Below are 14,312 nucleotides of genomic sequence, written 5' to 3' on the forward strand. Positions count from 1 at the left end.
CAAGCAGCCCATCCTATCCCATTATGGCATCATTGGACTTAGCGCGTTACTCGTTGGCTAGGTTAAAACGAGAAGGAATTGAGGAACTATCTTCTTCCCTTCAATACATTCGTGAGGAATTATCACGCATACCACAAATTACAGTGATTCATAAACAGGGACAAGATCCACTAAAAATTATTATTCAAACGAAGTGCAATTTGTCAGGGTATGATATACAAACCATATTGGAAGAAAAAGGATTATATACCGAATTAGCTGACCCGTATAATGTATTGCTTGTTTTACCGCTTTCAATTAATTCTTCCTATATAAAAGCAGTTGCAATTATTCGAGAAGCACTAAAGTCATTTCCTGTAATGAAGAGAAATCTTGCAGTACCTCTACATATCTCATCTTTATTTTCCACGTTGGTCATTTCATATGAAGAAGCAGACACGTGGACCGAACAAACTATTCCGCTTAGAGAAGCATACGGTCAGATTGCAGCAGAAATGATTCTCCCGTATCCACCAGGGGTACCAATTGTGATGCCCGGTGAACGTATCGAGAGGGAACATATTGAACATATACAAATGCTTCTAGAAGCAGGTGCTCATTTTCAAGGCAATACAAGCTTGGATACACAATCAATCCAAGTTTATGGGCAAAGAAAGGTGAAGTCAAAATGAAGGGTTTATTTATTACGATAGAAGGACCAGAAGGTTCAGGAAAAACAACACTACTAAGAGATATACTTCCGCATTTGCATGATAGAGGGCGAACCATTGTCGTAACTCGTGAACCAGGCGGAATAGAAATTGCAGAAAAAATTCGAACTTTGATTCATGATCCTGCTCATACGATGATGGATGCCCGTACGGAGGCTCTACTTTACGCTGCTGCGCGAAGACAGCATCTAGTAGAGAAAGTTATGCCAGCTCTTAAGGAGGGGGCTATTGTCTTATGTGATCGCTTTATCGACAGCTCACTTGCTTATCAAGGTTATGCAAGAGGGTTAGGAATCGATAATGTGTACGAAATCAACCGGTTTGCTACCGAAGATTGTATGCCGGATCTTACCATCTATTTGGATATTCAACCGAGTTTAGGTTTAGAACGAATTCACGGTGATGAACAAAGAGAAATCAATCGTTTAGATATGGAGGATATTTCATTTCACCAAAAGGTACGCGAAGGCTATTTACAGCTACTGAAGCGATTTCCGAACCGCATTGTTCGAATTGATGCTGCACGATCTAAAGAAGAGGTATTAAAGGATGTACAAGATCAAATAGAGAAGTATTTATAGGAGTGAAAACTTAAAATAAGTGAGTGATGATTTATGCAACAATGGGGAAAGTTGGCGGACATACAACCTATCGCTACCCAGATCATAACGAATAGTATTATTAAGCAGCGAATCTCGCACGCCTATTTGCTAGAAGGACCAAAGGGCACAGGGAAAATGGAGGCGGCTATTCTACTTGCCAAGAGTATATTTTGTCTAAATAGAAAAGGGGCAGAGCCGTGTCAAACCTGTAGCAATTGCAAACGAATAACGTCGGGAAATCATCCGAATGTATATAAAGTGATGCCTGATGGATTATCGATTAAGAAGCAGCAAATTCAAATGCTTCAAGAAGAATTTACGAAAACGGGCTTAGAAACGAATAAGAAAGTGTATATTATTGGTCATGCGGATCGTATGACAGTTAATGCCGCTAATACATTGCTTAAATTTTTGGAGGAACCAAGCAGTGAGGCGACGGCAATCTTAGTTACAGAGCACAGTCATCAAATGCTAAGTACGATTTTATCACGTTGCCAAATAATAACATTTCGTCCACTTTCTCATCCTGCTTTAGTTAAGCAACTACAAGAGCAAGGAATACCAGCGTATTTTGCAGCAACAGCTGCTAAATTGACGAACAATGTAGATGAGGCGTCAGCCTATTGTCATGATGAATGGTTTGCACAAGCCAGAACTTTAGTGATAAAATTATGTGAAGCTCTTGGAAAAGATTCAGCGTCTCTTTTTTTTGTACAAGAAAAATGGGTCAAGCATTTTTCAGATAAAGAACAACTACAAATGGGATTAGATATGCTACTCCTTATTTATAGGGATTTATTATATGTGCGGTCTATCGAGAATGAGGAAATTGTTTTTCAAGATCAGCATGATTTATTACAATCTTTCTCTTATTCTCAAAAACGGATTGTATCGGCTCTTTCCAATATATTAGAAGCAAAAAAACGGCTTAATGCGAATGCAAATGCTCAGCTTATATTTGATCAGCTTGTATTTCGCTTACAGGAGGGATAAACGCTTGTATGATGTAGTAGGGGTACGCTTTAAAAAGGCAGGAAAAATCTATTACTTCGACCCGAACAATCTAGATATACCGAAAGATGATTTTGTAATTGTAGAAACGGTACGGGGAATTGAGTATGGGAAAGTTGTTATGCCTAAGAAACAGGTAGGCGAAGATGATGTTGTATTGCCATTAAAAAAGGTAATTCGTATTGCAGAAGAGGAAGACCGACAAATTGTTGATGAGAATAAAAGAGACGCAAAAGAGGCTTATAAGATTTGCTTACAGAAGGTAACGGATCACGAGCTAGATATGAAGCTTGTAGATGTAGAGTATACATTCGATCGTAATAAGGTAATTTTTTACTTTACAGCAGATGGACGTATTGATTTCAGGGAGCTCGTAAAGGACTTGGCCTCAATATTCCGCACGCGAATCGAACTTCGTCAAATCGGAGTACGAGATGAAGCAAAAATGCTCGGTGGGATTGGTCCATGCGGACGTATGCTTTGTTGTTCTACCTTTTTAGGAGATTTTGATCCTGTATCCATTAAAATGGCAAAAGATCAAAGCTTATCGCTAAATCCAGCTAAGATTTCAGGATTGTGCGGACGGTTAATGTGTTGCTTGAAATATGAGAATGATGAATACGAGACAGCGAAAGAGCAACTACCAGATTTAGATGAAAAAGTGCAAACATCGAACGGTCCCGGACGTGTAATTGGCTTGAATATATTAGAACGGCTAATTCAAATCGAGCTAGTAGGGAAGGACCGTATCGTTGAATATACATTAGATGAGCTCATGCATGAAGGAGTCGTATCGAGTCAAACCACAGACTAATGAGGTGGACGCTTGTGGAGAAAAAGGATATTTTTGAGTCGGTAATAAGCATGGAAGAACAAATCGGTCATTTATATAAGCAACTCGGCGAGCTGAAGCAGCATCTCGCCGAGCTTCTCGAAGAAAATCAACATATAAAGATGGAAAACGAGCATTTACGTCGCCGGTTTGAAAACGTGCTTGAAAAAAAGCAACATCGCCAGAAGGAAAAGGAAAAAAAACCAACAGCAGATATTGGTGAAGGATATGATAACTTGGCAAGACTTTACCAAGAAGGCTTTCATATTTGTAATTTGCATTATGGGAGTGTTCGTAAGGAAGGCGACTGCTTATTCTGCTTATCATTTTTAAATAAAAAATAAAATTACCTTTCCATGCGAGTGGGAAGGTAATTTTTTGTCAACGTAACCCAATCATAGATAAAATAGAAAGGATTATGGGTATGGAATTGTATGGGGATGAACGTCTTGATTATTTATTAGCAGAGAAATTAAAAATCGTGCAAAGTCCATCGGTTTTTAATTTTTCATTAGATGCCGTCTTGCTAGCCCACTTTGCTTGGGTGCCCATCCAGAAAGGGTCACTTCTAGATTTATGTACAGGCAATGCAGTGATTCCCTTGCTGTTAAGTACAAGAACGAAGGGGAGCATTACTGGCGTAGAAATACAAGAGCGTATTTATCAAATGGGAGTGCGAAGTGTTGATTATAATGGCTTATCAGATCGCATTCACCTTATTCATGGTGACATAAAAGAAATGCCGCCGATTTTGGGTCACCATACATTTGATGTGGTAACATGTAACCCACCTTATTTCCAAACGCCAGCCACATCTGAGATCAATCCGAATGAACATCTTGCTATTGCTCGCCATGAAATCATGTGTAATCTGGAGGACGTGGTTCGTGTAAGCAGCCAGCTCGTCAAACAAGGAGGGAAAGTTGCTTTTGTACATCGACCTGGGCGCCTACTGGATATTGTAACGCTAATGCGCATGTATAAAATTGAGCCAAAGCGTCTACAATTCGTATATCCTAAGCTAGGAAAGGAAGCGAATATGCTTCTCGTAGAAGGAATAAAGGATGGAAAGGCTGATTTGAAAATTCTTCCTCCACTTATCGTTTATAATGAAAAAAATGAATATACATCAGAAATTCGAGGAATTCTGTATGGAGAAAAATAAACATTATTTCTATGTGCTGGAGTGTGGGGACGGAAGTTACTACGGCGGATATACCATTGATATTGAACGAAGAGTGAAGCAGCATAATGAGGGAAAAGGAGCACGCTATACTCGGAGTCATCGTCCCGTTGAGCTCCTATATTCAGAAGAATTCGAAACGAAAACCGAGGCAATGCAAGCAGAGTATCACTTTAAACAGCTTACGCGAAAAGAGAAAGAACAGTATGTGCAAAAAGGAGAATAACTATGTGGCAGCAGAAGAGCTTTCAAGCAAAAGGCGGAACATTGTTTCTCGTTCCAACCCCGATTGGTAATTTAGAGGACATGACATTTCGTGCAGTACGAATGCTGAAGGAAGCAGATATCATTGCAGCAGAAGATACGAGACAAACTAAAAAACTGTGCAATCACTTTCAAATCGAAACGCCAATTATGAGCTATCATGAGCATAATAAAGAAACCATAGGCTATAAAATTATCGAATTATTACAAGATGGAAAGACGATTGCACTTGTAAGTGATGCAGGTATGCCTTGTATTTCGGATCCTGGCTATGAGCTTGTTACGCAGGCTGTATCCAATCAAATTACGGTAGTACCTCTGCCAGGGGCAAATGCCGCTCTTACAGCACTCATTGCATCAGGCCTTCCTACGCAGCATTTTTATTTTTTCGGATTTTTACAGCGACAAAAAAAGGATAAAAAGCAGGAGTTAGAGCAGCTTCTTTACCGAAAAGAAACGTTGCTTTTTTATGAGGCGCCTCATCGGTTGGAAGAAACGTTACTTGCGATAAAGGATGTACTGGGGAATCGAAGAATTGCAATATGCCGTGAGCTTACAAAGAAATTTGAAGAATTTATTCGTGGTACAGTGGAAGACGTTATACAATGGTCGAAAACAGGCGAAGTTCGCGGAGAATTTTGTATTTTGGTGGAAGGATCTACCGAAGAAATGCCGCAGGAAGAGGAATGGTGGCACGCGCTGTCTATTATCGAACATGTAGAGCACTACATCGAAGAGAAGAAGGAGTCCTCCAAGGATGCCATTAAACATGTAGCATTAGATCGAAATATGTCGAAAAGAGATATCTATCAAATTTATCATATTGATGAAAAAAAATAGTAGTCTATGAAAATAAAAACCACTTCCCTTGTAAACTAAGAGAAGTGGTTACTTTATTATTTATTTTGCAGCAGCTGCAATGTAAGATTGTAATTCTTGTAAAATGATTTGTGCACCTTCAGGTGAAAGAATGATTTTACCACCTGCAAGAGATAGATTTTCGTCAGAAACTTCGCCAGTTACTTGGCAAGTCATATTAGGCTTGTACTTTTTAAGAATGATTTTTTCATCATCCACGTAGATTTCAAGGGCGTCTTTTTCTGCAATACCTAATGTACGACGTAATTCGATAGGAATTACCACACGACCTAACTCATCAACTTTACGAACGATACCTGTAGATTTCATAATTTTTTCCTCCTAATTGTGTGTTTAAACTGTAATGATTATATATCTTGTTTCGCCATTTTTCGACAAAATACCTTATGAATCTATGATACCAATCATTTACATTTCCGTCAATTATTAAATCGCAAAATTCGATAATTTTTTTAAAAAATTTTTTCTATGAAAAATGGTCAATAAGAAACAATCTATAATTAGTAGCATGTAGACGATCTGTGATGTGAAGATAGCATGTATAATTTTTAGCTTTCAGAGAAATACATGGTAATATTAATGGATGGCTACCAAACACATTCTCATTTTTATGAGTAAGTTTGGTATACTATTTAAAAAGGAAAACTTCTAACAAAGGAAACATTTCTACTTGTTAGAACGGCTAATTACATAATAGTCATTTGGGAGGTTTCGAAATGGCAGCGGACAAAAAAAGTTTTTATATTACAACCCCTATTTATTATCCGAGCGGTAAACTGCATATCGGGCATGCTTATACGACAGTTGCTGGAGATGCAATGGCACGGTATAAGCGGTTGAAAGGGTTTGACGTACATTATTTAACAGGTACGGATGAACATGGTCAGAAGATTCAGAAGAAGGCTGAAGAAACGGGAGTAACCCCGCAACAATACGTAGATGGTATTGTGTCAGGAATTCAAGATTTGTGGGGAAAAATGGATATCTCTTATGATGATTTTATTCGTACGACGCAAGATCGACATAAGAGTATTGTCGAAAAGATTTTCAAACGTTTATTAGATCAAGGTGACATTTATCTAGATGAATATGAAGGATGGTATTCTGTTCAGGATGAAACCTTTTATACGGAGTTGCAGCTAGTTGATCCTGTGCTTGAAGATGGGAAAATAGTTGGCGGAAAAAGTCCTGATAGTGGTCACCCTGTAGAACTTGTGCGGGAAGAGTCCTACTTTTTCAAAATGGGAAAATATTCGGACCGACTATTAAAATTCTATGAAGAAAATCCAGAATTTATTCAGCCAGAATCTCGTAAAAATGAGATGATAAATAATTTTATTAAACCAGGACTGGAAGATTTAGCGGTTTCTCGTACTTCCTTTGACTGGGGAATCCGTGTTCCTGGAAATCCAAAGCATGTTATTTACGTGTGGATTGATGCGTTATCCAATTATATTACGGCACTTGGCTATGGTACGGATCAGGATGAGCTTTATAAGAAATATTGGCCTGCTGATGTTCATCTTGTTGGAAAAGAAATCGTTCGTTTCCACACGATTTATTGGCCAATCATGTTAATGGCACTTGATTTACCGCTTCCGAAGAAAGTATTTGCTCATGGCTGGATTTTAATGAAGGACGGTAAGATGAGTAAATCAAAGGGGAATGTAGTAGATCCCGTTACATTAATTGATCGGTATGGTCTTGATGCGCTTCGTTATTATTTACTTCGTGAAGTACCATTTGGTTCAGATGGTGTGTTTACACCAGAGGGTTTTGTCGAACGATTAAACTATGATTTGGCGAATGACTTAGGAAACTTATTGAACCGTACGATTGCGATGATAGACAAATATTTCGGAGGAGTAATCCCTACTTATCGTGAAAATGTTACTGCATTTGATACAGATTTAGTGACTGTTACAAAAGAAACGATTCAAAATGTAGAAAAATCAATGGATAATATGGAGTTTTCAGTTGCTTTAGCGGAAATTTGGCAATTGATTAGCCGTTCTAATAAATACATTGATGAAACGCAGCCTTGGGTCCTTGCTAAGAATGAACAGGACCGGGAAAAGCTTCAATCCGTTATGGCTCATTTAGCCGAGGTGTTACGTCAAGTAGCTGTTATGCTCCAACCGTTTTTGACTGCATGCCCTACGGAAATGTTTGCACAGCTGGGTATTCAAACAACAGAGTTAAAAACATGGGATAGTCTCGTATTTGGCATGATTCCAGAAGGAACAAACGTGGCAAAAGCAAATCCGATATTCCCTCGTTTAGAAGTAGAAACAGAAGTTGCCTATATTAAGTCTCAAATGAAGGGGCCATCTCCCAAACAAGAAGAAAAACCAGAGAAGCAGGAAGAGTCGGAAGAAATTTCTATCGATGAATTTTTCAAGGTTGACCTTCGCGTAGCAGAAGTACTTCATGCAGAGCCTGTAAAAGGCGCTAATAAGTTATTAAAGCTTCAACTTGACCTTGGTACAGAAAAGCGCCAAGTAGTTTCTGGTATTGCAAAGTGGTATTCACCAGAGGATTTACTAGGGAAGAAAGTAATTTGTGTTGCTAACTTAAAGCCGGTTACATTGCGCGGTGAACTATCACAAGGAATGATTTTGGCGGGTGAAGAAAATGGTGCATTGTCTCTAGCGACAGTTGACCAAACACTTCCAAATGGTACGAAAATTAAATAGTTTCTTTCCAAATGGAAGTTGAAAATGTGATAGAAAAAGAGGTGTTTCATAGGTATTAGAGCGAAACATCTCTTTTTCTTGTCAAAAATTATGGATAATTGCTCCATCTATGCACTATAAATGTAATAGACCTATAATTATCTCACTAGGAACGTAATGGATTGACGTGGTGAATTTTAATTTAAGTAAAAGGAGATCTGGCAATGCTTTTTGATACACACGCCCATTTAAATGATGAACAATATGCAGAAGATGTGGAACAAGTGATTGAACACGCTCGTGAAGCTGGGGTTACGAATCTGGTTGTTGTTGGATTTGATCAAGTAACCATTCCGAAAGCAATCCAATTAGCGGAAAACTACGATTTTATATATGCTGCAGTAGGATGGCACCCTGTTGATGCCATTGATATGACAAATGAGCATTTACAGTGGATTGAGCAGTTAGCTGCTCATCCCAAGGTAGTGGCTTTAGGAGAAATGGGTCTCGATTATCACTGGGATAAGTCTCCAAAGGACGTCCAACAGGAAGTATTTCGGAAACAAATACGATTGGCTAGAAAAGTGCGACTACCGATTATCATTCATACACGAGATGCAATCGAAGATACAGTTACGATCCTTAAGGAGGAGCATGCAGAGGATGTTGGTGGAATTATGCATTGTTTTAGCGGTAGCGTCGAAACAGCAAAAATATGTGTAGACATGAATTTCCTTATTTCATTGGGAGGACCGGTAACGTTTAAAAATGCAAAAAAACCGAAAGAAGTGGCGGCGGAGATTCCGATTGAAAAGTTGTTAATTGAAACAGATTGTCCCTATTTAGCTCCGCATCCTTATCGCGGGAAACGAAATGAACCGGCCTATGTGAAGCGGGTTGCAGAGGAAATTGCCTTATTAAAGGATCTGTCATATGAAGATGTTGCTTTGATAACGTCTGAAAATGCAAAACGATTTTTTGGTATTCAATGATGGAAGGGAGACTTATTTGTATAACACGTAAGTCTCCCTTTTCCCTCACATGATCTTACTTCATTTTCTTATTTGATACAATCTAACATGCTTGCGTTATCTATTTAAACAATAGAAGTTAGCTAGTTACGTTGATTTCAAGAAATAAAGGAGGAGTTCTATCATGAATGAAACGACAAAACATGTAGTACCAAAATTGGAGTCGAAAAAAAAGGTAGCAGTGCAGCTCACAAGTGCTTTAGTTTTATCCAGCTCAGTAGGGACAGTAGCCTATGCGTATACGAATGATTCGGTGACCCTCGAAATTGATGGACATTCAGAAGTGGTTCATACACATGCAATAACGGTAGGTGAATTGCTGCAGGAAAAGGAAATAGTCCTAACAGAACATGATCGTGTATACCCGGCTCCTACTGAAAAAATTCAGAATAATATGAAAATAATGATACAAAAAGCAAAGCTGCACACTGTAAAGATAGATGACATTACACATATTGTCTGGTCAACAGCTAAAACGGTTGAAGAATTACTAAAAGACAAGCAAATGGAGATTACAAAATATGATAGTGTGACTCCTGCATTAGATGCACCGATTGAAGGGAATGAAGTGATAAAAATAGAAAAGGCTTTTCCTATTCTGTTACAAGACGGTACGAAAGATATGCAAGTCTGGTCGACGTCTATTACGGTTGCAAATGTATTAAAAAATCAACATATCCTATTAAGGGAGTTAGATCGTGTCGAGCCTTCCTTGGATCAAAAAATTAATAGGAATACCGTCGTCAAAGTTATACGGGTTGAGAAAACAGAAGAAACGATTGAACAAAACACAAATTATGCTGTAGTAAAGAAACAAGATTCATCATTACTTGCAGGGGAAGAGCGTGTTTTGCAGGAAGGGGAAGGAGGAAAGGTAGCAAAGACCTTTGAAGTGGTAAAAGAAAATGGAATAGAAGTATCGCGAAATGTAACGAAGGAAGTTATGTTGAAGGAAAGTACCGATCAGATTGTTGTAGTCGGTACGAAGCAGCCTGCAAAAGCAGTCGAACCGAGTAATAACGAAATGGTAATAGCTTCAGAATACTACGTGGAAGCTACTGCATATTCTCCTTTCTGTGACGGTTGTGAGGGGGTAAGTGCTGGGGGATACAACTATAGGGCGAATCCGAATATGGCACTAATAGCGGTAGATCCTAGAATCATACCATTAGGAACGAAGGTCTGGGTAGAAGGATACGGCTATGCAATTGCTGGGGATACAGGCGGGGCGATTAAAGGAAATCGAATAGATGTATTACTGCCTACCGAAGCAGCAGCCAATGAATGGGGACGAAAACGAGTGAAGATTCGCATATTACGATAGGAAAAGCATAAAAAGTTAGGAGTAAAAGCAAGAGAAGTATCGTCTCTTGCTTTTACCTATTTGTAGAGGTATATGGGATAAGAAAATGTATAAATAATATACATAGAAACGGATTATGGATTATCATTAATAGATAAGCAAACTTACACGAAAATAATAATGGAAAAGTTGTTATTTTTTTTGTTTAATAAACTAGATATAGTTGTACTTTGGAGGACAGGATGAAAATTAAAGAAATTATTGTTGTAGAGGGTAAAGATGATACGGTTGCGATCAAGCGAGCGTTGAACGCAGATACGATAGAAACAAACGGGTCGGCTATTGGAGATGAAGTAATCGAGAGAGTTCGTTTAGCACAGCAAACGAGAGGCGTGATTATTTTCACAGATCCAGATTATCCTGGTGAAAGGATACGTAGAATTGTCTCAGAAAAAGTCCCAGGATGTAAGCATGCGTTTTTGCCGAAGAAGGAAGCCATTGCAAAAAATAATAAGGGTTTAGGTGTGGAACATGCATCTATCCAATCCATACGGCAGGCATTAGAGCACGTGCAACAGGAAATGCTGGAGCTAGAAGCAGAGATCTTGTGGGAGGATGTCCTGCAAGCTGGATTAATTGGCGGAGACAATGCGAAAGTTCGTCGGGAACGACTTGGAAAGCTATTAAAAATTGGACATGCTAATGGAAAACAAATGTATAAGCGACTACAAATGTTCCAAATTTCCAAAGAAGAATTTGAAGCGGCTATGTTGAAGGTACTGCAGGAGGAAACGAAATGAAAGACATTGCAACGCCCAATCGTACAAAATTAATTTTAGAAAAATATGGTTTTTCTTTTAAAAAAAGCTTGGGACAAAATTTTTTAATTGATACGAATGTGTTAAATCGAATTGTTGACTTTGCAGAGCTCACACCTAACTCTGGAGCCATTGAAATTGGTCCTGGTATTGGAGCGTTAACGGAACAGCTTGCAAAGCGTGCTAAGAAAGTAGTAGCCTTTGAAATTGATCAACGATTGCTTCCCATCCTTGCAGAAACGCTAGAGCCATATCCCCATGTAGATATTATTCATGGGGATGTTCTCAAGGAAGATGTAAAAGCGGTCATTGCTTCACAATTTGAAGAAGGGCAAGATATTATGGTGGTAGCTAACCTTCCGTATTATGTGACAACGCCTATTCTTTTTAAATTACTAGAAGAATCACTTCCTATTCGAGGTATTGTTGTAATGATGCAAAAGGAAGTGGCGGACCGAATTGCAGCTGAGCCGGGATCGAAAAACTATGGCTCCCTCTCCATTGCGATTCAATATTATATGGTAGCAGAGACCGTTATGACCGTTCCTCGTACGGTATTTGTGCCGCAACCGAATGTAGATTCAGCTGTACTACGCTTAATTAAGCGGGAGAAGCCAGTAGTGGAAGTGATAGATGAGGCGTTTTTCTTTCAAGTGGTACGTGCAAGTTTTGCACAGCGAAGAAAAACGTTACTTAATAATCTTTCCAGCAATGTATCTTCCATTCCGAAGGATAAGGACCTTCTCGAACGAACACTTCTTGAAATAGGAATTGATCCGAAGCGAAGAGGCGAAACATTGACTATTGAGGAATTTGCTAAGTTAAGCAATACCTTATATGAGCATAGAGTGTAACTTGCCTGCCACACGATGATTTTGTAAGAGATGCAAGAAAGAATATTCTTTCTTGCATCTCTATTTGTTTTTTTGTCACTTTTTCCTTGTTGTAACATAGCCTAATTAAAGAAATGAAAGGAATTTGGGGGTAGAATGAATGGGAGCCAAGGTCGGGGATTTAGTGGAAAGAATATCTCACAGGCGCGACCTTCTTTTTCGCGTGACAGAAATTAGAGAAGAGAGCGGTAATCCAATTGCTATTTTATACGGGGAAGAATTTCGTCTTGTAGCTGATGCACCGATTGCAGACTTAATCGTTATCGATAAGCGCGCCTATCGACAACGTACGAGGGAAGAACATGATAAGCTCGAACAAACGTATCGATTATTTCAACAGGATTACCACGAGCTGCAGCAGCGGAATGAATATTATTCGAGTGGCGGGTATAGTACAGATGTTAATTATTTTCAAATGCCTGGAAAAGTACTGCATATAGATGGGGACGCTACTTATTTACAAAAGTGTTTAGATTTATATAGAAAGATTGGAGTTCCTGTGCATGGAGCACATTGTAAGGAAACGGAGATGCATATAAGAATTGGAGATTTACTTGACCAATATAAGCCAGATATCTTAGTTATTACAGGACATGATTCCTATACAAAAGCGAAAGGAAAAGTAGACGATATAGAGGCTTATCGGCACTCCAGACATTTTGTGCAGGCTGTTCATGAAGCAAGAAGAAAGTATCCTTCCCTTGATCATCTTGTGATTTTTGCAGGAGCGTGTCAATCGCACTTTGAAGCGCTTATCCGCGCGGGAGCAAATTTTGCCAGTTCTCCGTCACGTATAAATATTCATGCATTAGATCCAGTGTATGTAGTAGCGAAAATTAGCTTTACATCTTTTATGGACCGAGTAAATGTGTGGGAAGTTGTACGCAATACCATTACCGGAGAACGAGGTCTTGGTGGCATTGAAACGAAAGGCATTTTACGAACAGGATTGCCATTTCAACATTATAATGAGTAAAAAAAAGCTAACAAAAAAAGGGCGTAAATTCCTTTCGTGTTAGCTTTTCTTTCGTTTGGAAGGAAAAGCTAACATATAAGTTCAGTAAGCTTTCTGGTATACTATACATAAAAATCCAAAAAGACGTTAAGACTATGCATGTGAGTTCAGAATGAAAAAGGTGTGACTTTGAAATAAAGGCAGCGAGGTGCAGCGTAAATGGCAAAGCAACTAATAGAAATTAAGAGCTCGTTAGATGGTCAACTAGGAAAAAGATTATTGTTAAAGGCAAATAGCGGAAGAAGGAAGACAATAGAACGGTCTGGTGTATTATCAGAAACTTATCCATCTGTATTTGTTGTTCAACTCGAAGACGAATACGCATTTCAACGAGTATCCTATAGCTATGCAGATGTGCTAACAGAAACAGTTGAGCTTACATTTTATGATGAACAGACTGGTGAATTGGTCCTTTAAGGATAAAAGCAGAAACATTTACAAATGTTTCTACAAATGAATCTCTCCCTTTTTCCCATACTAATAAGGCCATAGTGTAGGAAAAAGGAGGGCTTTGCACCTGAGTAGAAGAAGAGGCATTATGTCGCAGCAGTTGAAAGAAGAGTTAGCAAAGGAACTTGGATTTTATGATGTAGTGCAAAAAGAGGGATGGGGAGCCATCCGTGCTAAAGATGCTGGAAATATGGTCAAGCGTGCGATTGAGATTGCACAGCAGCATCTAAACAATCAAGAACATCAATAACAAATGAATGTTCCCACCTATGGCAGTCGAGGAAAAACATCCTCGGCTTTTTTGTCTAATGTACTTGATAAAGAAATGAGGCTACTTGCACTTTTCTTTTTTTTATAGTTTTTCGTATAATTAGGTTTACGAAAGCATGAGGGTTGAAGGTGTGGTAAAATAAACGATAATTGAGTACATAGAGTAGGTGAAAAGGTTGAAGCTGCTAGTGAAAGCACCGGCAAAAATTAATTTATCGTTAGACGTATTACGAAAGAGAGAAGATGGATATCACGAAGTTCGTATGATTATGACAACCATTGATTTGGCAGATCGAATCGAACTTGCAGAGCTTGATCAGAATAAAATTGAAATCATTTCTCATAATCGGTATGTCCCTGATGATCAGCGTAATCT

The 14,312-nt window shown here is 38.8% G+C and carries 16 protein-coding genes and 2 pseudogenes; 17 read left to right on the forward strand and 1 reads right to left on the reverse strand.

Annotated elements, in window-relative coordinates; all coding sequences use genetic code 11:
- From AC11ZT_RS11370 to rsmI, 8 genes and pseudogenes are all read left to right on the forward strand, one after another.
- On the forward strand, window positions 1-671 hold a 671-nt coding region (locus tag AC11ZT_RS11370; RefSeq protein WP_484059706.1), incomplete at its 5' end, for an Orn/Lys/Arg family decarboxylase.
- Window positions 668-1,291, forward strand: coding sequence for a dTMP kinase (gene tmk / locus AC11ZT_RS11375; protein WP_484059707.1), 624 nt, complete (start codon window positions 668-670; stop codon window positions 1,289-1,291). The genes AC11ZT_RS11370 and tmk, both read left to right, overlap by 4 nt.
- A gap of 33 nt (window positions 1,292-1,324) precedes the next feature.
- A complete protein-coding gene (gene holB / locus AC11ZT_RS11380; protein WP_484059708.1) occupies window positions 1,325-2,305 on the forward strand; it encodes a DNA polymerase III subunit delta' in 981 nt (326 codons plus the stop codon).
- Window positions 2,306-2,309: 4 nt separating this feature from the next.
- Entirely contained in the window at window positions 2,310-3,137 is an 828-nt protein-coding gene (locus tag AC11ZT_RS11385; RefSeq protein ID WP_484059709.1) for a PSP1 domain-containing protein, read from the forward strand.
- A gap of 14 nt (window positions 3,138-3,151) precedes the next feature.
- Window positions 3,152-3,499, forward strand: a complete 348-nt coding sequence (gene yabA, locus AC11ZT_RS11390) for a DNA replication initiation control protein YabA (RefSeq protein WP_379971434.1) — start codon at window positions 3,152-3,154, stop codon at window positions 3,497-3,499.
- 80 nt (window positions 3,500-3,579) lie between these two features.
- Window positions 3,580-4,320 carry a tRNA1(Val) (adenine(37)-N6)-methyltransferase gene (locus tag AC11ZT_RS11395; RefSeq protein WP_484059710.1) on the forward strand — a complete coding sequence of 247 codons (741 nt, stop codon included), beginning with the start codon at window positions 3,580-3,582 and terminating at the stop codon, window positions 4,318-4,320.
- Window positions 4,307-4,634 (forward strand): annotated as a pseudogene (locus tag AC11ZT_RS11400) (GIY-YIG nuclease family protein). Before AC11ZT_RS11395 ends, AC11ZT_RS11400 begins: the two are co-directional and overlap by 14 nt.
- Window positions 4,567-5,442: a 16S rRNA (cytidine(1402)-2'-O)-methyltransferase gene (rsmI, locus tag AC11ZT_RS11405; protein WP_484059711.1), complete on the forward strand. Its 876-nt coding sequence runs from the start codon at window positions 4,567-4,569 to the stop codon at window positions 5,440-5,442. The pseudogene AC11ZT_RS11400 and the gene rsmI overlap by 68 nt, the downstream one beginning before the upstream one ends.
- Window positions 5,443-5,502: 60 nt before the next feature.
- On the opposite strand, the gene AC11ZT_RS11410 is transcribed toward rsmI, so the two are convergent.
- A complete protein-coding gene (locus AC11ZT_RS11410; protein WP_379971436.1) occupies window positions 5,503-5,790 on the reverse strand; it encodes a transition state genes transcriptional regulator AbrB in 288 nt (95 codons plus the stop codon).
- A gap of 407 nt (window positions 5,791-6,197) precedes the next feature.
- Between AC11ZT_RS11410 and metG the strand changes: the two genes are divergently transcribed.
- From metG to ipk, 9 genes and pseudogenes are all read left to right on the forward strand, one after another.
- A complete protein-coding gene (gene metG, locus AC11ZT_RS11415; protein ID WP_484059712.1) occupies window positions 6,198-8,177 on the forward strand; it encodes a methionine--tRNA ligase in 1,980 nt (659 codons plus the stop codon).
- 203 nt (window positions 8,178-8,380) lie between these two features.
- Window positions 8,381-9,148 (forward strand): TatD family hydrolase, encoded by a 768-nt coding sequence (locus tag AC11ZT_RS11420; RefSeq protein WP_484059713.1) that lies wholly within the window; start codon window positions 8,381-8,383, stop codon window positions 9,146-9,148.
- 163 nt (window positions 9,149-9,311) lie between these two features.
- On the forward strand, window positions 9,312-10,511 hold the full coding sequence (locus AC11ZT_RS11425) for a ubiquitin-like domain-containing protein (RefSeq protein WP_484059714.1): 1,200 nt from the start codon (window positions 9,312-9,314) through the stop codon (window positions 10,509-10,511).
- 221 nt (window positions 10,512-10,732) lie between these two features.
- A complete protein-coding gene (gene rnmV / locus AC11ZT_RS11430) occupies window positions 10,733-11,290 on the forward strand; it encodes a ribonuclease M5 (protein WP_484059715.1) in 558 nt (185 codons plus the stop codon).
- On the forward strand, window positions 11,287-12,162 hold the full coding sequence (gene rsmA, locus AC11ZT_RS11435) for a 16S rRNA (adenine(1518)-N(6)/adenine(1519)-N(6))-dimethyltransferase RsmA (protein WP_484059716.1): 876 nt from the start codon (window positions 11,287-11,289) through the stop codon (window positions 12,160-12,162). Before rnmV ends, rsmA begins: the two co-directional genes overlap by 4 nt.
- Before the next feature lie 139 nt (window positions 12,163-12,301).
- On the forward strand, window positions 12,302-13,177 hold the full coding sequence (gene yabG / locus AC11ZT_RS11440) for a sporulation peptidase YabG (RefSeq protein WP_484059717.1): 876 nt from the start codon (window positions 12,302-12,304) through the stop codon (window positions 13,175-13,177).
- A gap of 198 nt (window positions 13,178-13,375) precedes the next feature.
- A complete protein-coding gene (gene veg, locus AC11ZT_RS11445; RefSeq protein ID WP_484059718.1) occupies window positions 13,376-13,633 on the forward strand; it encodes a biofilm formation stimulator Veg in 258 nt (85 codons plus the stop codon).
- A gap of 100 nt (window positions 13,634-13,733) precedes the next feature.
- The gene (locus AC11ZT_RS11450; RefSeq protein ID WP_379971479.1) at window positions 13,734-13,916 is read left to right on the forward strand and encodes a small, acid-soluble spore protein, alpha/beta type; all 183 of its coding nucleotides are present in this window, start codon (window positions 13,734-13,736) and stop codon (window positions 13,914-13,916) included.
- A gap of 196 nt (window positions 13,917-14,112) precedes the next feature.
- A pseudogene (gene ipk, locus AC11ZT_RS11455) lies at window positions 14,113-14,312 on the forward strand (4-(cytidine 5'-diphospho)-2-C-methyl-D-erythritol kinase); the annotation flags it as partial.

The sequence above is a fragment of the Ectobacillus sp. genome (assembly GCF_056992975.1).